Genomic DNA, 22,690 nt, shown 5'->3' with positions numbered 1-22,690 from the left:
ATGATCAAGATAATATTTAGCTGACGCACGACGAGGTAGATATGCCTTATCCCAAGAGCCATAAATTGAAAACCAAAGAGCGCATTTTGGCTTCGGCGACGGAGCTATTCAGCCGCAATGGATTTCAAAAAGTATCGATTGGCCAGATCATGAAGCTAGCGAAGATGACGCACGGTGCCTTTTATGCCCATTTCGCCTCAAAAGAGGCCCTTTACAATGAGTCTGTTCGCCTGACCATTGATAACAGCCGGGCGGCTAGACTGGTAAAAGGCCCGCTTTCGTTACAGCACCTAACAGAATTAGTCGCCAACTACTGCAATCTCCAGGAGCTGGAAGCTAAGCATAAGCCGGGGCCTGAAGCGGTTCTGTTCAACGAAATAGGCAGTGAAAAAGCAGAAATCCGCACCCTGTTTGAAGCGTCATATATGAGTATGAAAAAGATGCTTGAGACCCGGTTGATAGCGCTGAGTAAGTTGAAACAACTCCCCTTTACCAATGACCGCAAAGCGATTTCTGATAAATCCCGCGTCATATTGGCCTCCCTGGTAGGGGCAGTCGCCATTGCCAAAAGTCTGCCGGGGGAGGTGGAGCGAAAGCAGGTGTTGATAGCCACACAGCGCCAGATTTTACTGATGCTCGGGGTCAGCGAAACCGAGGCAGAGCGTATGATGCAAGCACAATAGTTTGGCCATTTGCTGACGAGATCGCCAAGGCGCTGCTGTAGCAAGCACGACCATTTTGGCTCGATGTGTGGTAGATGATTTGGGCGACTGCCCAAGACGAAGCGGGTAAAAAACTGGATAATGGCCGCCATTCGCCTATCTGCTGATGGCATTCACGGCTTAGGCACACTCATTACCCCGGACGCCCGCTCATGGAAATCAAAGTTAACTATCTCGACAACCTCCGCCTGGAGGCCAAGTTCGACGATTTTACGGTCATCTCCGACCAGCCGATTCGCTACAAGGGTGACGGCTCGGCACCTGGGCCGTTTGACTACTTCCTAGCATCGTCTGCCATGTGTGCGGCCTACTTTGTTAAGGTGTACTGCAACGCCCGCGATATCCCTACCGAAAATATCCGCCTTTCCCAGAACAACATCGTCGACCCGGAAGATCGCTATAAGCAGATTTTTAAAATTCAGGTCGAACTGCCGGAGGATATTTCTGAAAAAGATCGCCAGGGCATTTTGCGCTCCATCGACCGTTGCACGGTTAAGAAAGTGGTGCAAACTGGCCCTGACTTCCAGATCGAGACGGTGGAGAATATCGATGAGGACGCCCAGGCGCTGCTGATGGGCGCGCCGGAAGGCGGTAGCACCTACATTGAAGGTAAGGATCTGCCGCTGGAGCAAACTATCGCCAATATGAGCGCGATACTTGCTGACCTGGGCATGAAAATCGAGATCGCCTCATGGCGCAATATCGTGCCTCACGTTTGGTCGCTGCATATTCGCGATGCGGCCTCGCCGATGTGCTTTACCAACGGCAAGGGTGCGACCAAAGAGAGCGCGCTGTGTTCGGCATTGGGCGAGTTTATCGAGCGCCTGAGTTGCAACTTCTTCTATAACGACCAGTTCTTAGGCGAACAGATTGCCAATAGCGAATTCGTTCACTACCCCAATGAGCAGTGGTTCAAGCCGGGCCCGAACGACGAACTGCCTGCGGAGATCCTCGACGAGCACTGCCTGTCGATCTATAACCCGGAAGGCGAGCTGTGCGGCTCCAACCTGATCGATACCAACTCCGGACGCGAAGACCGGGGCATCGTCTCGCTGCCTTTTGTGCGCCAAAGCGATGGTGAGACGGTTTACTTTCCTTCCAATCTGATCGAAAACCTGTTCCTGAGTAACGGCATGAGCGCTGGCAATACCCTGGTGGAAGCCCAGGTGCAGTGCCTGTCAGAAATCTTCGAGCGGGCGGTAAAACGTGAAATCCTCGAGCAGGAGTTAACCCTGCCGGATGTGCCGCAAGAGGTACTGGCGAAATACCCCAGCATTGTTGAAGGCATTAACGCTCTGGAAGCCCAGGGTTTCCCAGTGTTGGTCAAAGATGCCTCCATGGGCGGGCAGTTCCCGGTGATGTGCGTCACCTTGATGAACCCGCGAACGGGTGGCGTGTTTGCCTCCTTCGGTGCCCACCCAAGCTTTGAAGTAGCGCTGGAGCGCAGCCTGACCGAGTTGCTCCAAGGCCGCAGTTTCGAAGGCCTGAACGATTTGCCGATACCGACGTTTAACTCGCAGACGGTTTCTGAGCCCAATAACTTTGTTGAGCACTTTATCGACTCTGTAGGTGTGGTCTCCTGGCGCTTCTTTAGCGCCAAACCCGATTTTGAATTCAGCGAATGGGACTTCTCCGGCAGCAACGATGAAGAGGCCGAAACGCTGTTTGGTATCTTTGAAGAGCTGGGGGCCGAAGTGTATATGGCGGTACACGAAGACCTGGGCGCGCCGGTGTGCCGTATTCTGGTGCCGGGCTACTCCGAGGTGTACCCGATAGAAGATCTGATCTGGGATAACACCAATAAGTCACTGGATTACCGCGAAGATATTCTCAACCTGCACCGCCTTGACGACGACCAGCTCACCGATCTGGTCGAGCGGTTGGAAGAGAGCCAGATGGATGACCACGCCGATATCATCACCCTGATCGGTATCGAGTTCGACGAGAACACCGAGTGGGGCCAACTGACCATTCTGGAACTGAAGCTGCTGGTCTACCTGGCGCTGGAGCGTCATGAAGAGGCGCTGGACTGCGTGCAGATGTTCCTTCAGTACAACGACAACACCGTCGAGCGCGGCCTGTTCTACCAAGCAGTGAACGCGGTGCTGGAAATAGTGCTAGATGACGAGCTGGAACTAGACGATTACCTGCACAACTTCCAGCGCATGTTCGGCGAAGCGACCATGGCGGCGGTGGTTGGCTCTGTGAGTGGTGAGGTACGTTTCCACGGCCTAACGCCAACGAACATGCAGTTGGAAGGCCTTGAGCGCCACCAGCGCTTGATCGAAAGCTATAAGAAGCTTCACGCGGCACGGGCGGCGAAGGCGGGTATCTAAGCATTACCCAAACGTGGCAATAGATCTCTGCTGGCGTTATGGCGCCAGCAAAGCTAGCTTTGTGCAGTTGCTCCGAACAGATGGTCTAACCAGCAGAGTGGAACCAGGCTTGTTGGCTGAGAAATTCGATTAACTCGCTTCGAAACAGCTTGGCCCGCGCTGAAAGGCTACGCCGGTAGGGCCATACCAAGAAGATCTCTCGGTGGCGCCCCCGCCATTCAGGGAGTACCCGTATTAACTCTCCCGCTTGTAAGCTGTTTGCCACCATACTGGCGGGCATCAATGCGATGCCTGCGCCCGATTTAGTGAGATTGAGCACAATATTCATATCGTTGCTGATATGAAAATGGCCCTTATGACAAGCGTGCTGGCTACCCGCTTGGTGGAACAGCTGCCACTCGCTAAACATCTTTGCTGCCACGCTGGGGCACGCCTGCAATTCTTCAACCGTATGGGGAAGAGAGTGCTTCATCGTCGGTGAAGCCACCAAAACCGGCTCTATATAACCCAGGTATTTCTGGATCAGCGTTGAATCTTTTTGTGGCCCGGAGCGAAGCGCAATATCAGCTTGATGGTCGCGAATATCAACCACGTTGTTATCGAGTTCGATCGTCAGCGCAATGTCAGGGTAGCGGTGTATAAAGTGACGCCAAAATGCATCTAGCGGCCCGCTGCCCAAATTGACGGGTGCCATAATCTTCAACGGCCCGCTTAGGCTATGCAGCGCCTGATCCAGATCCAAAATACGCTGGTCTAGCGCGAGCACCAGCTCCTCGCACTCGCGGTAGTAGGACTCACCGTGAGGCGTCAACGTTAACCCCTTGGTTGAGCGATAGAGCAACTCAATGCCCAACGTTGCCTCCAGCGCACTAATGCGCCGCGATACGGTAGCAATCGTCATCTTCAACGTTGCCGCCGTAGCCGTGAGGCTGCGTTGATTGGCGGCCACGATAAAGATGTTTAGATCATCTAGAGAGGGTTTGCGCATTTTGCAATTCTGTAAAATTGGTTCTCATATATTGGCATATATTACCGTTATAGATGTTTGCTAATCTGCCTGCACTTAAACTCAGCCCTCAGGTACTGCCATGAAACACAGAATTATCTTCGCTATTCTCATGTCGTTTACGCTATCGCTGATTATGTCTGCCTGGATAACCTACGTGAATATCGGCATGCATCCTGATTTTGTTGGCATCTGGATGCATGCCTGGCTGCTTGCTTGGCCAGCCGCGGGGATCATCGCGTTTATCAGCGGCCCCTTTATTCATAAGTTAGCTCACCGCATTGCCGAGAAGATCTGACGGCTGGACTGATGCACTCTGGTGCACCCGCTGATGCAGTGAGTGCACACAACTGCACCGCTGCGCCAAATTTAATCCTGCCCCACGCTTGGTAAAACATTCTCCGCGGCGCGAATTCCACAAGCGCGATAGCAAACGACGCGAATTCAAACATAACGCTAATACAAAAACGCGGAGAGAATCACATGCTCGATATGCTCAATGACCTCCTGTGGGGGAAGGTTCTGCTAGTGCTGCTGGTTGGCGTTGGCATCGGTTTTACCGTTGCCTCCCGCTTTGTGCAGTTTCGCTATTTCGGTGAGATGTTTCGTATCCTGGGTTCCGGCCAAGCCTTTAAGCGCAACAAACACGGCCATTTAAGCTCGTTTCAGGCGCTGGTGCTTTCAGTGGCCGGGCGCGTCGGTGGCGGCAACATCGCCGGTGTGGCGGTCGCGATTACGCTGGGTGGCCCAGGGGCGATTTTTTGGATGTGGCTGGTGGGCTTGATGGGCATGGCCACTAGCTTCCTGGAGTGCACCCTGGCGCAGACGTATAAAGAGGCCGAAGGCGACGGCACCTATCGCGGCGGCCCTGCGTACTACATTGTTAAAGGGCTGGGTAAACAGTGGCGCTGGCTGGCAGCGTTTTACTCGGTACTGCTGCTGTTGACCTTCGGCTTTGCCTTTACCGCGCTGCAATCCTATGCGGTGGCTACTTCCTTTGGTGACGCTTTTGGCGTGCCGGTGCTGTATAGCGGTATTGCCCTGGCCATGCTGGTAGGGCTGATTATTTTCGGTGGTATTAAGCGTATTGCGCGTATTTCCGAGGTGCTGGTGCCCTTTATGGCGGTGAGCTATATCGCCATTGCGCTGCTGGTTATCGCCATGAATATTACCGAAATCCCTGGCGTGATTGCATTGATTGTCAAAAGCGCCTTCGGTCTTGAACCGTTGATTGGTGGCGGGATTGGCGCGGCGATCATGATGGGTCTGAAACGCGGCCTGTTTTCCAACGAAGCGGGCCTGGGCAGTGCGCCCAACGTGGCGGCCGTTGCCTACGTAGCGCACCCGGCTAACCAGGGCATCGTTCAGGCCTTTTCGGTATTCATCGATACCGTGATTATTTGTTCTGCTACGGCGTTCTTGATTCTGCTTAGCGGTGCTTATGACCCCACTGCGGGCGCTGGCGTTGAAGGTATCGCGCTAACTCAAGCCGCATTGGCCGACCATGTGGGTGAGTGGGGCCGCACCTTTGTCAGCCTGGCACTGCTGCTGTTTGCCTTCAGTACGATTCTTTATAACTACTACCTGGGCGAGAACAGCCTGAACTTCTTTAGCCGCGACAACCAAAACCTGTTTAACGCCTTCCGCGTGGCCATCGTGCTGCTGGTTTGTTGGGGTGCCACTACCGATTTGGGCACCGTATTCGGTTTTGCGGATGTCACCATGGGGCTATTGGCGGTCGTTAACCTGTTTGCGCTGATTCTGCTGTTCAAGTGTGGCCTGCGCATTTTGAAAGACTTCGATGTGCAGCGTCGGCAGGGCATCAAACAGCCGATTTTTGATGCTAACCAGCACCCAGATCTCGATTTGGATCCCAAAGCCTGGGAACTGGACCCTGAAGAGGCTGCAGCGTTAAAACAGCGACTAGAAGGCGCACCTGCGAAGTAAGTGGGTATCTAAATTGTATTAATAAGGAGAGGAGCGCCCATGCCCCGCGTACTGATGCTCTATACCGGTGGGACGATTGGTATGCAGCCATCGCCACAAGGCTACGTGCCCTGCGCGGGGCTGGCCGAACGTCTATCAACGCATTTGGCCCTGGGTGATCCTTATCGGCTGCCAGCGTTTGATGTGCTGGAAATGCAGCCGCTGATTGATAGCGCAGAGCTAATGCCTGAGGCCTGGAACCGCCTGGTGGCGCAGTTGGAAAATCACTGGCCGCGCTACGATGCCTTTGTGGTGTTGCACGGCACCGATACCATGGCCTACAGCGCTGCCGCGCTTTCCTTTATGCTCGGTGCGTTGAACAAGCCGGTGATCTTCACCGGCTCCCAAATTCCACTGGGCGAGCCAAGAAGCGATGCGCTGAATAATGTGGTCAGCGCGCTGCAGCTTGCGGCTCACCCCGCGACTCCTTGCGAAGTCAGCCTGGCGTTTCACGACCGCCTGCTGCGCGGTAACCGGGCGTGCAAGGTGCGCACGCAAGGCTTGGATGCCTTCGACTCACCCAACTTCCCCTGGCTTGCCGAGCTGGGCATTGGCATTCGTTTTACCCAGCCCTCAGCGCTGCTAAGCGGTCTACCCAACTTTGCGCCTATTGAGGTGGACGACGAGGCGGTAGCGGTATTGCCGCTGCACCCTGGAATGTCGCTGCGCCGCGCGAAGGCACTGCTGGAGGATGAAACGCTAAGAGGACTGGTGCTACACAGCTACGGGGTTGGCAATCCGCCGAGTTTTGAAGGCGAGCTGCTTAACGCCTTGAAGGCGGCCAACGAGCAAGGCGTCGCGTTGCTCAATGTGACTCAGTGTGCCCAGGGCGAAGTGGTACAGGGGGCCTACGCCACCGGTGCCGAACTAAATCAAGCAGGCGTTATTCCTGGTGGCGATATCACCCTGGAAGCCGCCATCGCGAAGCTCATTGTGTTAACTGGACAAGGGCTGGTGGGGCAAGCGCTGTGCAAGGCACTGAGCGCGTCCTTGCGCGGTGAGTCTAACCGTTAAGGCCTACTGCAGCGAAACGCACGATGACGCCAGTCCTATCCAAACCAAGTCGCTACAACGCTAGTGGGGTCAACAGACCCTAGACTATGCCGTCACGAATGCTGAGAAAGTAGCTTTCACTCCCGATCTGCCCGCCTTTTAAGGCGACTTCCAAGCCATCAAAGGCTGGCTGGTTGCTATGGGCGGTGCAGAGCGGGGAGCCGGGCGTTTCTGGTAGTGGCAAGCGCGTGGTCAAAGCGTGTACGCCAAGTTGGTTAAGTGCATGGCTGGAAGTGTCTCCCCCAGCGATCACTATGCGCTTAAGCCCATTGGCTTCTACCATCTGACGTAACAGTTGACCTAGTGAGCGACCAATCAGGTGGCGTGCCTTTTCCCCGCCCTGATGCACAGCATCGGCATCGCTATTTGGCCCCATAGCCGTATACACAATGACGCTTTCGCCCTGATTGAGTGCTTCGGTAGCGTCTTTCAATGCCTTGTTCATGGCGTCGGCATGAGTCCGATCGTCGATAAGTTTGACGACATCAATAGCAATGGCGCGAAAACCCTTGGTTTCCGCGTGTCGAATTTGCCGAGCAGTCACTTCAGAGCAACTGCCCGACACCACGGCAATTTGTTCAACCGCTCCAGGAGAGGAGAACAGTGGTGGACTTGCGGGGATCAGCGCTTGCTTGCGCCATGTGTCCACTAGCGCATATTCGACAGCGGATGAACCCACAACGAAGCTGCCATCGGGTAAGCGCGTTCGCCACAGCTGTTCGCCTACTTTTGCCTGATGGTTACGGTTCAGCGAGTCGTACAGCAATACGTCATTGGCGTGGCTAAGCTGGTCGACTTGTGTGGCGGTATTGTCAGCTTCGAGACACAGCAAATCGGCTAAACCAATGACGAGCTGGGTTTGTTTCGCCAAATGTCGTCTCAGGTCAGCCTCTGCCATCGGGGTTACCGGGTGACGACTCATCACCGGGTGGCGGTCTATACGGTGTACCTCTCCATCGAAGGCAGCAAAATGCTGGCCAAATACGGTATAGCGCTTTAGCTGAGGGGCACCGACCACCAGCGGTACGCAGCGTTGCGCGAACATGGCTTTGCCTATTTCTAGCGCCTTGCCGATATTGCCAATATTCGGTGCGCTATCAAAGGTTGAACACACCTTGTAGTGACATAGCGAAGCGTTAAGGGATTTCAGCCATGCCAGTGCGTTGTTGAGGTGTGTTTCCATCCACTCAGGGGATTCGCTGCGGCTGGTGCCCGCTAAGCCAATCGCGGAGTAATCGGTAAACGGGGCTAATTGTTCTTCGCTTGGAGGTGCCAGGAAAAGCACTGTTTTTACCCCATGCAGGCTTAACGCTTCCATGACATCGGTTGAACCAGTGAGGTCATCGCCGTAATAAGAGAGAAGGAGAGGCGTGCTCATACGCTAAAGGTCTCCATGGCCTGGGCAAGTTCTTGGTGCTCACGGGCATAAGTTGCCAGCGGAATACCTTTCATGGCGGCTTGCCACGCTTGGCGTAGGCTAGCTACACCACCGGAAATACCACCGGGGTGAGCCATAATGCCGCCGCCACAGCAGTAAATCAGATCGCTATTGCCTAATGCCTGATAGGTATCAGCCACTTGGGCGGCGCTTTGCCCTGAAGAGAAAACCGGCATTATCTGATAACCCGCTGCAGGCGCCTCAAACATGGGCGTTTGGCAGGCGCGTGCGCTGTTAATCACGCTAGCGTCCTCTTCGCTGAATTTATTGCGCAGGCCATTAACGTGAATATGATCCACGCCCGCTAGCCGCCACAGTTTATGGTAAGCGTCAAACGCCATCCCCAAATGAGGTGAACGGCTCAACATGCCCCAGCCTGCGCGGTGGCCATGTAGGGCTACCTGGCAGTGGCGGCGCAAGTGCGCGACAGCGGCTAGGCCAACACTGTTGACGGCGACCATGACGCAGGTGCCGCCAGCGGCCACCACGTAGTCATGCTGTGCGCGCATTTCATCGATATCACCGCTGATATTAAAGGCGTACATGACCTTTTTACCGCTGCGCTCTGCATGGGCGTTGATAATGGGCATGATGGCATCGACGCGCGCGCGCAGTGGGTTATGGGGGCCGTTGGCTTGCAGCTCGTCGTCTTTAATAAAATCAATACCTCCCGCCACAAGTTGCGCCACCATATCTGCAGTTTCAGCCGCAGATAAGCCCACGCTGGGCTTGATAATGGTGCCTATCAGCGGACCGTTGCTAATGCCGGTTAGCTGTCGTGTGCCCGAAATCCCAAATTGTGGGCCAGGGTAGGCGTCTGCGAAGGCGCTGGGCAAGTTGATATCCAATAGCTTCAGTGCGGAAAACTCTTTGAGTTCAAACAGGTTGCCTGCAACGGTAGAAACCAGGTTGGGCAAAGAGGGGCCCATGTTTTCAAGCGGCCAGGAGAGCTCTACTAGCGCGCGCTGAAAAAGGGTGTGGCCTTGAGGTGCCAGATCGGCGCGCATGGGGAGCGAAGGTGCACTAACCGCATCTAGTGTTTCAACGTTTTCGACGACCGCACCGTGGGCTTCCCTCAAGGCGTCAGTTTCATTAGCTAAGCGAGTAAAGGTACCGCACGACTGCTCACCGGCCATGACTTGAGCCGCTTTTTCAACCGGGTAGGGCGTCTCAATCAGGTAGCGGGCGTGAATGCGTGTGCTCATCAATTAGACTCCGGTAGTTCAAAAAAGAAGGTCGCGCAGAAACAGCGAGATCATCGGCACATAGGTAATCAGCATCAGGCAGGTGATGATGGTGAGTACCGGCGACAACAAAAAGCGAAATAGCTGTTCGACGGGCAGTTTGGCGACTTGCGCAGCGGCAAAAAGGTTGACGCCAAGGGGCGGGGTAAACATACCCAGCGCTAAGTTAACGACGATCACGATGCCGAAGTGCACGGGGTCAATGCCAAACCCAATCGCAATGGGGGCCAAGATAGGGGCAAGAATCAAAATGGCGGCAGAGGTTTCGATAAACATGCCGACCACCAGTAGCAACATGTTGATTGCTAATAGGAAGGTGTAGCGATTATCAAAGGTGCTTTGGGCCCAGACGCCAATATCACTGGCCAAGCCTGAACGTCCAATGACAAAACTGAGGATGGAGGCCGCAGCAATAATCAGCATGATTGAACCTGCTGACAGGGCGCTCTCGCGAAAAATACGCGGCAGATCACTCAGTTTGATGGTGCGATAAACCACCATGCCTAAAAACAGCCCATACAACACAGCCACCGCGGAGGCTTCGGTGGGGGTAAAGATGCCGCCGTAAATCCCACCGATAATAATGACTGGCATTAACAGAGCGAGAAAGGCACTGCGAAAGGCGGGCCAAATCGGCGAGCGTAAATCACCATCGTGAGTACCGTAGTCTTTTATTCGGCACCAGATGATCACCATGACGATCAATGCACCGCCAATTAATAAGCCAGGGCCAAAACCGGCTAGAAACAGCTGAGTAATAGACGTTTCTGTGCTGACACCGTAGAGAATCAACGGCACCGAAGGCGGAATGATAATACCTAGTTCAGAGGAAGAGGCCTGGATGGACGCGGCCATCGGCGGTGGATAGCCCCGAGCGACCATGGCGGGAATCAAGATGGCGCCGATGGCAAAGGTGGTGGCCACACTGGAGCCTGAAATAGCGGCGAACATCATGCAGGTAACCACGCAGGTGCAGGCTAAACCGCCCTGAATGCCACCTACCAGCGAGCGGGCAAACTCAACCATGCGAGTGGCAATACCACCGTTGCTCATAATGTGGCCAGCTAAAATGAAGAACGGTACCGCCATTAGCGGGAAGCTATCCAGCCCCACAAACATGCGCTGTGGGACGACCATAAGCGGAACGCTACTGAAGAAGTAAAGACCAATCACCGCGGTTAAGGCGATGGCAACCGCAATGGGTATCGACAGGGCAAACAGCGCGATCAACGCTGAGCCGATCGCCAGGTTCATGGTGTTTCTCCTGCATCAGAACGGATAGGGTTTGTTCGGTGTTGGTTTTGATGATGCTGATATTCGGCACAAAGTTGACGTGCCACCACGGCGACGATGGCGACGGCACAGCCAGTGGGTATAGAGGCGTAAAACCATGACATAGGGATTTCGAGCATGGCGATTTGCTGACCAGAGACGCGCAGTGATATCAGGTACCCTTGCCAGACAAGAATAGTGAGCAGTGTTAATACGGCGGTGCACACCAAACGCTGGCCATAGATGCGTAAGCGCGGTGGTAAGCGATCAAGGAAAAGGTCAATGGAAATCATGGCGCCATACCAGAAAGCCGCAGCACTGACTAAAAACACGCTCCAGATAATTAATCCTCGCGCCAGGATTTCTGACCAAGCGGCTGGGTCGCCGAGAATAAAGCGGGTAAAGACTTGGAAGGAGACTAAAGCGACCGCAATGGCGAGAAGTATGGCAGCAAGATTATGAGTGAGCTTGATGAGCCCCTGGGCCAAGCTATTGAGAAGCGACAACATAAGCGTAAACCTCATCGTCGGGGAGAAAGTGCCTCCCGTAAGGGAGGCATGCAGCAACGGACGGCTCACTCGGTTGCGCGGATACGCTCTAGTAGCTCACTGCCATACTGATCTGCGTAGCGTTCGTAGGCAGGCTCGGCGGCGGCCCGGAACTGCTCGTAATCGATCTCGGTCACCACTTCCATGCCATTACTGCGCAGCAGATCTACGCCTTCCGCCTCGATACGTTGTACGGCATCGCGCGAGGTTTGAGCGGCTACCTGGGCGGCTTCTCGGAACCACTCCTGCTGCTCTTCATTCAAGTCATCCCAATAGATCTTGGACATCACCAGGGCAGTGGGGGAGTAAACGTGGCCAGTCAGTGTCAGGTAATCCTGGATCTCCCACATATTGTTTACGGTCAAAATGGGTATCGGGTTTTCTTGGCCGTCGATGGTGCCTTGCTGTAGGGCGGTAATGACTTCTGTCCACGAAATAGGCGTTGGCGCGGCGCCCAAGGCTTTGAAGGTTTCCAGATGCACCTGGTTCTCCATGGTACGAATCTTCATGCCTTGCATGTCTTCGGGCGTTTCAACAGGACGCACGCTATTGGTTAAGTGTCGAAAACCGTTTTCCGCCCAGGCCAAGCCAATTAAGCCTTCATCTTCGAATTCCTCCAGTAGCGATTGACCAATCTCGCCATCCAGCACTTTATGGGCGTGATCGTAGTCGCGAAACAAAAACGGGAAATCTAGGGCGTAAACCGAGGGGACGAAATTACCGATAGGGCCGGTTGACGTTAGTGTCAGCTCCACTGAGCCGATTTGTAGGCCTTCAAGTACGTCGCGCTCGCCGCCTAGCGCACTAGCAGGGCGTAGGTTGATTTTAAACTCACCATCGCTAAGCCGATCAATTTCCTCAGCAAATGCTCGACCTGCCTCACCATAGTGAGAGTTGAGCGGCGGCGTGAACGCCAAGTTCATCTCTTGGGCGGCAAACGCTGAGGTACTGGCAGTCAGTGCAATGGCTGAGGCGAGGGTGGCCGCAATGCTGACTGAGATTTTGTTGAGCTTGTAAGTGGTCATGTTCTACTTCAGTTTATTGTAATTAGCGGTAGAGCTTAGGTTTTTATGACGATGTTTATGACACAGATGTTTGTGACACAGCAGTGCTAGGTAATACGTCGAATGCTTTCGGCAATTTCTTCGGGTTCAAATACGCGTTTCCAGTCATCGCGCATCAACTGTGGTTTGCCATTCTCAATCGCTTTGTTGCAAGCATCAGAGAATACGCCGGGTTGCTCATCGAAAATGACTGCCGCCAGAATATTCATATGACCAAGCAAAAAGTCGCGCGCGCACTCTTGGTCAACGCCACGGGCGACGACTTCATCCATTGCTTCGCGCATTACCACCAGCAGGGTGGCGCACACCGTTTCTGAAAGGCCCGGCTCTAGCAGCGCCATCTGTTCAACCGACACTCGATGCGAACGAACCACTGGCGCATAAATGGTTTTAGCGATTGCTTCGCCTAATGCATAAAGCTCTTCAGGCCCCTGCATCAGGGCATTGACGATGTGCTGCTTAGCCTTGGCGCCGCCAAAGTAGTCGCGCTTGGCATCTAGATCTGTTTCATCATTGAAGATCGGTGGGTGACAAGGGTGCGTCACGAAGTAAACTAAGTCGTCACGGTTGGGCAGGTGGCCAGCAAAAGGCGCCGCGGCATCCAGTGTGATTACCATGGTGCCGCTGGCCATCAGTGGTGATAGCTCTTCAGCGACCCGCCCCACTAGGGTATCGGGAACCGCGAGTATCACCACTTGAGCCTCAGGCACCGCCTGTTGGGCATCTACGCAGCTAATCCCCAGGCCTTCCGAGAGGCGCTGGCGGCCTGCGTTACTCAACTCGACGTGGCTAACGATGTAATCCGATTGTTTTAAGTTGCTCGACAGGCGGTAACCCATTTTTCCGCCAGCGCCGATAAGGGCAATATTGGTCATAGCAGACTCCAGTGAAGATGTTTTATGGCGTTAGCCATCTGGTTGCCGAAGGAGAAAGTAGGAAGGTTGTTTACCCGGCAACTGGTATGATGACATAATATCTATAGCAGTCTGTCAAATGCTGCTTTGGTCGTATTTAAGTAAAATTTGCCAAATTTATCGAACTGCAGCGCTAGACTGCTGATGCTTAATGGATAACCAAGCCGCTATTTGGCTTGCGAGGAGAAATAGCCGTGCAACCAGCCCCTAAAATTACTCGGCGCAAGCTGTCAGATGAGGTGTTTGATCGTTTGTATGAAATGATTGAGGCGGGCCAGTACACGCCTGGAGATATGCTGCCTTCTGAGCGCGAGCTGATGGATAGCTATGGTGTGGGAAGGCCGGCCATTCGAGAGGCGATGCAAACACTTGAACGTATCGGGCTGGTTGAAATAAATCATGGCCAGCGACCTAAAGTGCTGCAGCCGACGGCGGTGGGGTTGATGTCGCAGATCGATTTAACCGCTCGTCATATGCTAGCTAGCTCGTCACAGTCGCTTGAGCAACTTAAAGAGGCACGCATATTTTTTGAACTGGGTATGGTGGAGAAGGCGACAGGTCAGGCCTCTGAGGCAGACATTGCTCAGTTGAGAGAGCTGTTGGAGCAACAGCGCGGGCATTTAAATGGCGATGCTCAGGCCTTTATTGAGGTCGATATGGCGTTTCATACCGCCATTGCCGGGATAACCCGCAATCCCATTTTTATGGCAACTAGTCAAGCCATGCTGGGCTGGCTGGCGCGTTTTCACGCGAGCTTGCTGCACTGGGAGGGGAATGAAGATATTACTCTGCTGGAGCACGCCAAAATTATTGACTGTATTGAGCAGGGCGATAAGGAAGCAGCTGTAGAGGAGATGCGTAAGCACTTAGAGCGCGCACGCTTGCTCTATTGCTTAAACAGCTAACCTGACAGCGAAAGAAAAAACAGAATCAGCGGCGGCGAAAGCAGCGAGAGAATAAACCCACTGACCACGGCGATAGGCACGCAGGCCACGCCACCGTGCTGTTGAATCACCGGCAGAGTGAAATCCATGGAGGTGGCGCCACCGTAGCCAATCGCCAAGGCGGTGTGGCGATGAATGACTAGCGGAATCAGGATAAACGCCAGCAGTTCACGTGTCAGGTCGTTGAAGAACGCCACGCCGCCCATCAATGGGCCAAGCTGATCGCCGATCAAGATGGCGGAAAGCGAGTACCAGCCAAAGCCTGATGCCATGGCAAGGCCTTCATTCCAGCTCAGCGAGAGCAGCGGGGCGGCGGCTAAGCCTGCTAGCAGCGAACTTATTGCCAGCGTCACAGCAATCGCCAGTCCCATACGGTTGAGCAAAATCTGTTTGAGCGGCATGCCGGAGTTGCGCAGTTGGCAGCCAATCAGTGCCAATAGAATATAAAGCACCCATTCGGCGAGCCAGTCTGCCGTGGTAAAAAGTGTTTCGCCTACCATGGGGCCAAGCAGTAGCCCGAGCGTGACGCCGACAGCCACCACACCCACCAGCAACAGCGAACCCTGCATGGCGGCTAGTTTGCTGGTAGGGGCGTCTTTAACCACCGGAGAGTCACCCGTGCTTAAACGCACCCGCCGGGAAAGCCACCATAGCGCTGCTAAGTTAAACAGCGTGGTAATGCTAAACAATAGTAAGGCGTTACCGCCCAAGCGTGAAAGCTGGCTAGACAGGTTTTCAAGGCCGGCAAGACTTATCCCCATGAACAGTAGGATCAGATAGACCGAGCTATTAACCGCTCGGTTGATCAGATTCTGTAGCTGCGTGGAACGAATACGAACCAAGTAGCCGAGGAATAGCGGTAGTAGAACAATCAATAAACCGGAAAACATTTAGGGCGTCGCGCCCCCGTCTGGTTGGAATCGAGTTAATGTCAGCTGCGTTTCACGGCGGCCCTCTTTATGGTACACAGCAGAGAGGATCAGCCCAGGCCAGTCGGGGTGAAAGCTAATGGTTAGCAGGCGGTCGGGCTTCTCGATATCAATGAGCGACACATTCAGTGCTTCGAACTCTCCAGCGGGAACCTCAATGCTGCCTGGGTCGGTAACGTAGTATTGGAAGTGCTCATCGCGACCTTTTTGATCAACAAACTCAATCGTGCAGGGAGCGCTCTCTATACAGTTTTCGTGTCCCGCTCGGCGCGAGAGATCAAACAGCGCCGTTTGACGATCTAGGGTGGGAATATCACTTTCGTTTAATTGGTAGCTATCACCCATGCCCAGCACCGAGTAGCTGCTGTTAAAGAGCAGTGCGTGAGTATCATCGCCATCAAGCGAAAAGCGGCTGAACTCCTGGCCGCGTGCCACGGTAATCGAAAAGCGCATATCGCTTAACCAGTGATTCCCTTCGTTAGAGAGGCTATGGGTAATGGTAGCCCCAGGCCAACCGCGAACCTCAAGCCGGTATTGTGCTTCAAAAGGCCTGGGGGCTTCAAAGAGCTGCGGGTCTTTTAGAGTGTATGCTGCTAACGCCATGTCACTAGAACACAAGACGGAAAGACTCAACCCCATGCATGCAACCACGCGGCCTGACAGTCGTGCGAGAACATTGACCAAGGGCCCTTCCTCCATAAGTGGTATCTTCCTAAGAGCCTATAATGAGCACTTGGTTCTCTGCCCCCCAGTATAACCGGGGCGGGGTGTGGCGTCAGTAGCCTGCCTCCGGATTGATCGTGGCAAGTTTTTCACCCGATTCAAAGGCATGCAAATAGGAGATCACCTGGTCGATAGCATCATTTAGCGGTGTGGGGGCAGCCATATGTGGTGTTACGATTACCTTAGGGTGTTGCCATAGCGGATTGTCAGTGGGTAACGGCTCTTCCTGGAATACATCCAACAGCGCACCCCGCAGGTGCCCCGACTGGTGGTCGCTACCCAATGCTACTAATAGCGCCTGTTCATCAATCAAGCTGCCCCGCCCTGGGTTAATCACGCTAGCGCCTTGGGGAAGTTGGGCCAGCCGCTGGGCGTTGAGAATATGTTGAGTCGCCGTCGTGTCGGGGAGAATAGTAATAAGGCTTTGCACTTGGCCGAGCAGTTCGGTTAGCCCGTCATCACCATGAAAGCAGTGCACGCCACTGATCTGCTTGGGTGAACGGCTCCAGCCCAGCACCGGGAAGCCAGCTTGCTGCACGGCGCTGGCCACAAAGCTGCCAATAGCACCCAGACCTAATACGCCCACCGGCCACTGTGATTTTTCCACCACTTCTTGCGGCTTCCAAGTGGCGTTTTGCTGCTGCTCTAGGTAACGATCCATACTGCGGTAGAAGTGCAGCACGCCATACAGGGCGTAATCGGCCATCAGCTCGCCCATGCCCGCATCACGCAATTTTACAATCGGTACATCGCTGGGCAGGCCTGGGGTTTTGAGCAGGTAATCCACTCCAGCGCCCAAATTGATGATGCCTTTGAGCTGGGTCTGCTCTTGCAGCAAATGTGCGGGAGCTTTCCAGATGGCGAGATAGTCAGCATTTTTACGCTCATCCGCTGGCGCTTCGCTGGTGAGAACGGTGGCTTGGGGTAGCGCTTCAGCAAGCGCCGCTTGCCACTGTTCAGCCTCATCAATATGCACAACAATTTTCATCTTGTTCCCCTCTTGATAAAAGTGTCATTACTGCAAGCTATCATGGTGAGCACTCAAGGTTGTTGCAAGCTCGCTTTGTGCAAATAACGGTGCCGTATACACTTTTTGTCATAAAGCCTTTGACCACTAACCAAGGGTCGGTGCTAGTATCGGCTTAAGACGACATTGGCGGGCCTGCTGCAACGGCAGCAGATGCAACCCCGACGCCTGATCGGTGGTGGCCAGGTCGATCCTGTGGCCCAGCGTTGCGTGCCTATAGTAGGTAGTGCGCTGGTTCTTGGTGATCCTTAATGGCGAGTTGGCCGATGACTCAGGTTTCCCTGCCTTTCACGCGCGAAGAGTACGCTACCCGCCTGTGGAAAGTGCGCGCTGAAATGGCCAGTCGTGGCATTGACGTACTGATTGTCAGTGACCCTTCCAATATGGCTTGGCTAACCGGCTACGACGGTTGGTCGTTTTATGTGCATCAGTGTGTGCTGGTGGGCCTTGAAGGCGAACCTGTATGGTTCGGACGGCGCATGGACGCCAACGGTGCCCTGCGTACCTGCTGGATCGATCCCGACAACATTACCTACTATCCGGATTACTACGTACAGAATCCGGACATGCACCCGATGGAGTATCTGGCTCAGTCGATCATGCCTGATCGCGGCTGGCATCTGGGGGTAGTGGGCATGGAGATGGATAACTACTACTTCTCCGCCAAAGCCTACCTAAGCCTGTTGCGCGAGCTACCCCATGCGCGCTTTATGGATGCCAATTCGCTGGTGAACTGGTGCCGGGCGATCAAATCGCCGCAAGAAGTGGCCTATATGCGCATTGCTGCCAAGATCGTGGAAGGCATGCATACGCGTATTCTGGAAGTCATTGAGCCAGGCTTGCCCAAGAGCAAGCTGGTGTCGGAGATTTACCGCGTTGGTATCGAAGGTTTTGTGGATGAGAACGGCAAAGTATTTGGCGGCGACTATCCCGCCATTGTGCCCATGCTGCCTACTGGTAAAGACGCCGCCGCGCCGCACCTGACCTGGGACGACACGCCGTTTCGCAAAGGTGAAGGTACCTTCTTTGAGATTGCCGGGGTGTTTAAGCGCTACCACGCACCGATGTCGCGCACCGTGTTTCTGGGCACACCGCCAACGGATTTTATTCGTGCGGAGTCCGCCCTTTTGGAAGGCATCGAAAACGGCTTGGCGGTGGCCAAACCAGGGAATCGCACGGCAGATATTGCTATGGCGTTAGGTGCTGCCATGGATAAATACGGTTTTGACCGCGGCGGTGCCCGCTGTGGTTATCCCATCGGTATTTCGTACCCACCCGACTGGGGTGAGCGCACCATGAGCCTTCGCCCCTCGGATGACACTATTCTGGAGCCGGGCATGACGTTCCACTTTATGCCGGGGCTCTGGGAAGAAAACTGGGGCTTGGAAATTACCGAAAGCATCTTGATTACCGAAGATGGCTGCGAAACCCTGGCCAATTTTCCGCGCCAGCTGTTTGTTAAGTAGTGGTTTGTAAACAGTGGTTTGTAAACAAAGGAACATCCAATGACCGATCAAGCGAGCCAACTGCGGCCTAGCCCAATTTCCGCCACCGTTGATTTTGATGTCGATGGCGTGCAGCACGGTTTTTTAAAGCTGCCGATCTCTACCGATGAGTCTGCCTGGGGTGCGGTGATGATTCCGGTGACCGTGGTTAAAAACGGCGACGGCCCCACGGCGCTTTTGACCGGCGGTAACCACGGCGATGAATATGAGGGTATTACCTCGCTGCTGAAGCTATCTTCAACGCTGAAGGCAGAAGACGTCACGGGGCGAGTGATTATCGTACCGTGTATGAATACTCCGGCGGTCATGGCGGGCAAGCGCACCTCGCCGATGGATAAAGGCAACCTCAACCGCAGTTTCCCCGGCGACCCCAACGGCAGCGTCACGCCGCAAATTGCCGACTACTTCACCCGCGTGTTGGTGCCCATGGCGGACGTGGTGCTAGACCTTCACTCGGGCGGCCGCACGCTGGATATTCTGCCCTTTGGCGCGTCCCACGTGCTGGATAACAAAGCGCAGCAGCAGTCCGCACTGGAAGGCGCCAAAGCGTTCGGCGCCCCCTACGCCATGGTGATGTTTGAGCTGGATGCGGAAAAACTCTTCGACACCGCCTGCGAGCGCCAGGGCAAAGTCTTTGTGGCCACCGAGCTTGGCGGCGGCGGCACTTCCACTCCACAAAGCATTGCCATTGCCGAGCGCGGCGTGCGCAATTTCCTGATTCACTACGGTCTGGTAGAAGGCGAAGTGGAAATGCCCACAGGTGGGCAGATGTATCTCGATATGCCGGACGCCAGCTGTTACGTGCAGAGCCAGCACTCCGGCGTATTAGAGCTGTTGGTAGCGCTGGGTGATGAGGTGAAAAAAGGCCAAACCATCGCCTACGTGTACGACATGACCCGCAGTGGCACCGACCCGGTTGCCTATAAAGCCGAGCGCGACGGTATTCTGATGGCTCGCCGTGCACCCTCATTGATCAATATGGGGGATACCCTGGCGGTGATTGCCGATGTTGTTGAACGCCTGGAGGCGTAGTCCTCGGCATGATGAAACTTGACCGTTACGATCTGAAAATTCTCGACATCCTCTCCCGCGATGGGCGAATCACCAAGTCGAAGCTGGCCGAAGCAATCAATCTCTCGGTCAGTCCCTGCTGGGAGCGGGTAAAACGCCTGGAAAAAGCCGGCGTTATCCAGGGCTATAGCGCGCGCATCAATAGCGAGGTATTGGTACCGCGCAACCCTGTCTGGGTGCAAATCGAGCTTAAACAGCACAACGCCGAAAGCTTCAACCGCTTTGAAGCCCTGGTGATGCAAACCCCGGAAGTTACCGAGTGTGTGGCGGTGGGGGGCGGGGTTGATTACCTGGTGAAGTTTGAAGCGCGCACTATCGATAGCTATCAACGCCTAATGGATAAGTGGCTGGTTTCCGAAGCCGGTATCGAGCGCTATTTCACCTATATCGTGACCAAAACCGTCAAGCGCGTTCCCATAGGTATTGATACCGACGACATTCTTTAGGCCTCACCAAAAGTTATTACCAAGTACAACAAAAAAAAAGCACTGCCAAACGCCCACTGACAAAAAAAGTCGCGCGATAAGGCTTGGTTTTCAAAAACACTTCGTGGCTCCTCTCCATTAACCTGGAGGCATTCGATGGCAAGGCTAATGAGCGCTTGCTGACAATGCCACACAGTGACTGCAGCGCTCGGTTAGCCAGACTGCATTTGAGGAGAGGTTCCCATGACCACACTATCGACCACGCTTGCCAAACGCCTGGAAGATCCGCGTCTGTTCCGGCAGTACGCCTACGTGAACGGTAAGTGGACCCACGGGGAAGGCGGTCGCGAAGAGGCTGTCTATGACCCCGCCACCAATGAAGCCATTGGCCATATCCCGTTGCTGGAAGCAGAGCAGATTACCGCCGCCGTAGATGCCGCTGAAGCAGCTTTTGTACAGTGGCGGGCACTACGCGCCGACGAGCGCTGCGAGCGCTTACTGGCTTGGTATGACCTGATTCAAGCCAACCGCGAAGACCTCGCCACTATTATGACGCTGGAGCAGGGTAAGCCGCTGCCTGATGCCCGTGGTGAGGTGCAGTACGGTGCCAGCTTCGTGCGCTGGTTCGCCGAAGAGGGCAAACGCACCTACGGCGAGACCATCCCTAGCCATATTCCCAACGCCTCACTCGGTACCATTAAAGAGCCGGTGGGTATCGCGGCGATGATTACGCCTTGGAACTTTCCGCTGGCGATGATTACCCGCAAAGCCGCGGCGGCACTGGCAGCGGGCTGCCCGGTGATCGTCAAACCCGCCAATGAAACGCCCTACTCGGCGTTGGCGCTGGCGGAGCTGGCCGAGCGTGCGGGGATTCCCGCGGGGATTTTCAATGTGGTGCTGGGCGACCCAGCTGAAGTTTCTAAGATTCTCTGCGCCGAATCGCGTATTCGGGCGTTGTCGTTCACCGGTTCCACCCGAGTGGGCCGTCTGCTGATTGAGCAAAGCGCAAATACCGTCAAGCGGCTCTCCCTGGAGTTGGGGGGCAACGCGCCGTTTATCGTCGGGCCTGATATGGATCCTAAAGAGGCGGCCTTTGCGGCAATAGACGCTAAGTTCCAAACCGCTGGGCAGGATTGTCTGGCAGCCAACCGCATTCTGGTGCACGAATCCATTCACGATGAATTCGTCGAGCATTTCAGCGAGCGTATGGCGGCGCTTACCGTGGGCAATGGCCTCCAAAGCGAGATAGACCTTGGCCCGCTGATTCACCGCCAGGCGGTAGAAAAAGCCGCCGCGATTGTCGATGACGCCATCTCTAAAGGAGCTACCGTGATCGGTGGTGATCAAAGCCAGGCGCCCGGTGAGAACTTCTTTATGCCGGTGATGCTGACCGGCGTAACGCCAAAAATGAAGGTATGGCGGGAAGAGAACTTCGCTCCGGTAGCCGGTATTACCGCTTACAGCACCGATGACGAAGTGATCGAAATGGCCAATGACACCGAGTACGGCCTTGCTGCCTATATCTATACCCACGATATCCGCCGTATCTGGAAACTAATGCGCGCGCTCGAGTACGGCATGGTCAGCGTCAACTCAGTGAAAATGACTGGCCCGCCGGTGCCGTTTGGCGGCGTGAAGCAGTCGGGCCTTGGCCGTGAAGGCGGCGCCACGGGTATCGATGAATACCTGGAAACGAAGTATTACTGCCTGGGTGCGCTGGGTTCCGTTTCTGGTAGCTAGCTGCCAAGCCCCAAATAATTGACAACACCCTCCCCGCAGATCGGGGAGGTTTACCGTATAGAGAGAACGCTATGAGCTTGCATCAGGATTTGATCGAACGCGACCGTAAAGTCACTTTCCACGCCTCTACCCACCTGCGTGATTTCGCCCAGGGCGATGCACCGGGCCGCGTGATTACCGGCGGTAAAGGCATCAACATCGTGGATAAAGATGGCCGTGAATTTATCGACGGCTTTGCTGGGCTTTACTGCGTCAACATCGGCTATGGTCGCACCGAAGTCGCTGAAGCGATCTACAAACAAGCGCTAGAGCTCTCTTACTATCACACCTATGTGGGTCACTCTAACGAACCGCAGATCGAGCTTTCCGAGCGCATTTTGAAAATCGCCGGTATGAACATGTCCAAGGTTTATTACGGCATGTCCGGCTCGGACGCCAACGAAACCCAGCTCAAAATCGTGCGTTACTACAACAACGTGCTGGGCCGCCCGCAGAAGAAAAAAGTCATCTCACGCATGCGCGGCTACCACGGTTCCGGCATCGCCTCTGGCTCGCTGACCGGTCTGAAAGCATTTCACGATCACTTCGATCTGCCCATCGATACCATTCGCCATACCGAAGCGCCGCACTACTACCTGCGCGCCGCCGAACAGCACGGCATGACCGAGCTTGAGTTCTCCGCTTACTGCGCCGAGAAACTGGAAGCCATGATTCTGGAAGAGGGCCCGGATACCGTGGCCGCT

21 protein-coding genes are annotated in these 22,690 nt (G+C 54.7%); 11 read left to right on the top strand and 10 right to left on the bottom strand.

Annotation, left to right across the window (positions count from 1 at the left end; genetic code table 11):
- Positions 1-41: 41 nt before the first annotated feature.
- Together KUC_RS13285 and KUC_RS13280 are read left to right on the top strand one after the other, a co-directional pair.
- Positions 42-683, top strand: coding sequence for a TetR/AcrR family transcriptional regulator (locus KUC_RS13285; protein ID WP_007113729.1), 642 nt, complete (start codon positions 42-44; stop codon positions 681-683).
- 191 nt (positions 684-874) lie between these two features.
- Positions 875-3,058, top strand: coding sequence for an OsmC domain/YcaO domain-containing protein (locus KUC_RS13280; RefSeq protein WP_007113728.1), 2,184 nt, complete (start codon positions 875-877; stop codon positions 3,056-3,058).
- An 85-nt stretch (positions 3,059-3,143) separates the two neighbouring features.
- Here KUC_RS13280 and KUC_RS13275 read toward each other — a convergent pair whose 3' ends face one another.
- Entirely contained in the window at positions 3,144-4,046 is a 903-nt protein-coding gene (locus tag KUC_RS13275; RefSeq protein WP_007113727.1) for a LysR family transcriptional regulator, read from the bottom strand.
- Between the two features lie 100 nt (positions 4,047-4,146).
- Between KUC_RS13275 and KUC_RS13270 the strand changes: the two genes are divergently transcribed.
- The 3 genes from KUC_RS13270 to KUC_RS13260 all read left to right on the top strand — a co-directional run bounded on the left by KUC_RS13270 (position 4,147) and on the right by KUC_RS13260 (position 7,064).
- Entirely contained in the window at positions 4,147-4,362 is a 216-nt protein-coding gene (locus KUC_RS13270) for a DUF2798 domain-containing protein (RefSeq protein ID WP_040480873.1), read from the top strand.
- Between the two features lie 185 nt (positions 4,363-4,547).
- Positions 4,548-6,011 (top strand): alanine/glycine:cation symporter family protein, encoded by a 1,464-nt coding sequence (locus KUC_RS13265; RefSeq protein WP_007113725.1) that lies wholly within the window; start codon positions 4,548-4,550, stop codon positions 6,009-6,011.
- Positions 6,012-6,050: 39 nt separating this feature from the next.
- Entirely contained in the window at positions 6,051-7,064 is a 1,014-nt protein-coding gene (locus KUC_RS13260; protein ID WP_007113724.1) for an asparaginase, read from the top strand.
- A 79-nt stretch (positions 7,065-7,143) separates the two neighbouring features.
- On the opposite strand, the gene KUC_RS13255 is transcribed toward KUC_RS13260, so the two are convergent.
- The 6 genes from KUC_RS13255 to KUC_RS13230 all read right to left on the bottom strand — a co-directional run bounded on the left by KUC_RS13255 (position 7,144) and on the right by KUC_RS13230 (position 13,556).
- Positions 7,144-8,481: a four-carbon acid sugar kinase family protein gene (locus tag KUC_RS13255; protein WP_007113723.1), complete on the bottom strand. Its 1,338-nt coding sequence runs from the start codon at positions 8,479-8,481 to the stop codon at positions 7,144-7,146.
- Positions 8,478-9,746: a ribulose-bisphosphate carboxylase large subunit family protein gene (locus KUC_RS13250; protein WP_007113722.1), complete on the bottom strand. Its 1,269-nt coding sequence runs from the start codon at positions 9,744-9,746 to the stop codon at positions 8,478-8,480. Before KUC_RS13250 ends, KUC_RS13255 begins: the two co-directional genes overlap by 4 nt.
- An 18-nt stretch (positions 9,747-9,764) precedes the next feature.
- Positions 9,765-11,039: a TRAP transporter large permease gene (locus KUC_RS13245; RefSeq protein WP_007113721.1), complete on the bottom strand. Its 1,275-nt coding sequence runs from the start codon at positions 11,037-11,039 to the stop codon at positions 9,765-9,767.
- On the bottom strand, positions 11,036-11,566 hold the full coding sequence (locus KUC_RS13240; protein ID WP_007113720.1) for a TRAP transporter small permease: 531 nt from the start codon (positions 11,564-11,566) through the stop codon (positions 11,036-11,038). Before KUC_RS13240 ends, KUC_RS13245 begins: the two co-directional genes overlap by 4 nt.
- A gap of 65 nt (positions 11,567-11,631) precedes the next feature.
- Complete coding sequence (locus KUC_RS13235; RefSeq protein ID WP_007113719.1) at positions 11,632-12,630, bottom strand: TRAP transporter substrate-binding protein; 999 nt, start codon at positions 12,628-12,630, stop codon at positions 11,632-11,634.
- Positions 12,631-12,716: 86 nt separating this feature from the next.
- The gene (locus tag KUC_RS13230) at positions 12,717-13,556 is read right to left on the bottom strand and encodes a phosphogluconate dehydrogenase C-terminal domain-containing protein (RefSeq protein ID WP_371827738.1); all 840 of its coding nucleotides are present in this window, start codon (positions 13,554-13,556) and stop codon (positions 12,717-12,719) included.
- 221 nt (positions 13,557-13,777) lie between these two features.
- Between KUC_RS13230 and KUC_RS13225 the strand changes: the two genes are divergently transcribed.
- Positions 13,778-14,488 (top strand): transcriptional regulator NanR, encoded by a 711-nt coding sequence (locus KUC_RS13225; protein ID WP_007113717.1) that lies wholly within the window; start codon positions 13,778-13,780, stop codon positions 14,486-14,488.
- On the opposite strand, the gene KUC_RS13220 is transcribed toward KUC_RS13225, so the two are convergent.
- The 3 genes from KUC_RS13220 to KUC_RS13210 all read right to left on the bottom strand — a co-directional run bounded on the left by KUC_RS13220 (position 14,485) and on the right by KUC_RS13210 (position 17,167).
- Complete coding sequence (locus KUC_RS13220) at positions 14,485-15,417, bottom strand: LysO family transporter (RefSeq protein WP_007113716.1); 933 nt, start codon at positions 15,415-15,417, stop codon at positions 14,485-14,487. The two genes, KUC_RS13225 and KUC_RS13220, sit on opposite strands and share 4 nt — an antisense overlap.
- Positions 15,418-16,059, bottom strand: a complete 642-nt coding sequence (locus tag KUC_RS13215) for a hypothetical protein (RefSeq protein WP_007113715.1) — start codon at positions 16,057-16,059, stop codon at positions 15,418-15,420. It lies immediately after the preceding gene.
- Between the two features lie 172 nt (positions 16,060-16,231).
- Positions 16,232-17,167: a 2-hydroxyacid dehydrogenase gene (locus KUC_RS13210; protein ID WP_007113714.1), complete on the bottom strand. Its 936-nt coding sequence runs from the start codon at positions 17,165-17,167 to the stop codon at positions 16,232-16,234.
- A gap of 305 nt (positions 17,168-17,472) precedes the next feature.
- On the opposite strand from KUC_RS13210, the gene doeA reads away from it, so the two are divergent.
- The 5 genes from doeA to KUC_RS20070 form a co-directional block, all read left to right on the top strand.
- A complete protein-coding gene (gene doeA, locus KUC_RS13205) occupies positions 17,473-18,672 on the top strand; it encodes an ectoine hydrolase DoeA (RefSeq protein ID WP_040480868.1) in 1,200 nt (399 codons plus the stop codon).
- 39 nt (positions 18,673-18,711) lie between these two features.
- Entirely contained in the window at positions 18,712-19,743 is a 1,032-nt protein-coding gene (doeB, locus tag KUC_RS13200; protein ID WP_007113711.1) for a N(2)-acetyl-L-2,4-diaminobutanoate deacetylase DoeB, read from the top strand.
- Positions 19,744-19,751: 8 nt separating this feature from the next.
- On the top strand, positions 19,752-20,228 hold the full coding sequence (locus tag KUC_RS13195; protein WP_007113710.1) for an Lrp/AsnC family transcriptional regulator: 477 nt from the start codon (positions 19,752-19,754) through the stop codon (positions 20,226-20,228).
- Between the two features lie 222 nt (positions 20,229-20,450).
- Positions 20,451-21,947, top strand: coding sequence for an NAD-dependent succinate-semialdehyde dehydrogenase (locus KUC_RS13190; protein ID WP_007113708.1), 1,497 nt, complete (start codon positions 20,451-20,453; stop codon positions 21,945-21,947).
- Between the two features lie 71 nt (positions 21,948-22,018).
- A partial coding sequence (locus tag KUC_RS20070) for an aminotransferase class III-fold pyridoxal phosphate-dependent enzyme (RefSeq protein ID WP_244264798.1) occupies positions 22,019-22,690 on the top strand: 672 nt, incomplete at its 3' end.

The sequence above is a fragment of the Vreelandella boliviensis LC1 genome (assembly GCF_000236035.1).
Taxonomy (GTDB): domain Bacteria; phylum Pseudomonadota; class Gammaproteobacteria; order Pseudomonadales; family Halomonadaceae; genus Vreelandella; species Vreelandella boliviensis.
Note: the sequence above shows the minus strand (reverse complement) of the source record. Positions and strands in the feature narration are given on the sequence as shown.

Bases quoted from the DNA above. Each gene is read 5' to 3' on its own strand.
- KUC_RS13235 (WP_007113719.1), bottom strand. From the start codon at position 12,630: ATGACCACTTACAAGCTCAACAAAATCTCAGTCAGCATTGCGGCCACC.
- KUC_RS13260 (WP_007113724.1), top strand. From the start codon at position 6,051: ATGCCCCGCGTACTGATGCTCTATACCGGTGGGACGATTGGTATGCAG.
- KUC_RS13215 (WP_007113715.1), bottom strand. From the start codon at position 16,059: ATGGCGTTAGCAGCATACACTCTAAAAGACCCGCAGCTCTTTGAAGCC.
- KUC_RS13210 (WP_007113714.1), bottom strand. From the start codon at position 17,167: ATGAAAATTGTTGTGCATATTGATGAGGCTGAACAGTGGCAAGCGGCG.
- KUC_RS13255 (WP_007113723.1), bottom strand. From the start codon at position 8,481: ATGAGCACGCCTCTCCTTCTCTCTTATTACGGCGATGACCTCACTGGT.
- doeB (WP_007113711.1), top strand. From the start codon at position 18,712: ATGACCGATCAAGCGAGCCAACTGCGGCCTAGCCCAATTTCCGCCACC.
- KUC_RS13250 (WP_007113722.1), bottom strand. From the start codon at position 9,746: ATGAGCACACGCATTCACGCCCGCTACCTGATTGAGACGCCCTACCCG.
- doeA (WP_040480868.1), top strand. From the start codon at position 17,473: ATGACTCAGGTTTCCCTGCCTTTCACGCGCGAAGAGTACGCTACCCGC.
- KUC_RS13265 (WP_007113725.1), top strand. From the start codon at position 4,548: ATGCTCGATATGCTCAATGACCTCCTGTGGGGGAAGGTTCTGCTAGTG.
- KUC_RS13240 (WP_007113720.1), bottom strand. From the start codon at position 11,566: ATGTTGTCGCTTCTCAATAGCTTGGCCCAGGGGCTCATCAAGCTCACT.
- KUC_RS13280 (WP_007113728.1), top strand. From the start codon at position 875: ATGGAAATCAAAGTTAACTATCTCGACAACCTCCGCCTGGAGGCCAAG.
- KUC_RS13220 (WP_007113716.1), bottom strand. From the start codon at position 15,417: ATGTTTTCCGGTTTATTGATTGTTCTACTACCGCTATTCCTCGGCTAC.
- KUC_RS13285 (WP_007113729.1), top strand. From the start codon at position 42: ATGCCTTATCCCAAGAGCCATAAATTGAAAACCAAAGAGCGCATTTTG.
- KUC_RS13195 (WP_007113710.1), top strand. From the start codon at position 19,752: ATGATGAAACTTGACCGTTACGATCTGAAAATTCTCGACATCCTCTCC.
- KUC_RS13275 (WP_007113727.1), bottom strand. From the start codon at position 4,046: ATGCGCAAACCCTCTCTAGATGATCTAAACATCTTTATCGTGGCCGCC.
- KUC_RS13190 (WP_007113708.1), top strand. From the start codon at position 20,451: ATGACCACACTATCGACCACGCTTGCCAAACGCCTGGAAGATCCGCGT.
- KUC_RS13270 (WP_040480873.1), top strand. From the start codon at position 4,147: ATGAAACACAGAATTATCTTCGCTATTCTCATGTCGTTTACGCTATCG.
- KUC_RS13245 (WP_007113721.1), bottom strand. From the start codon at position 11,039: ATGAACCTGGCGATCGGCTCAGCGTTGATCGCGCTGTTTGCCCTGTCG.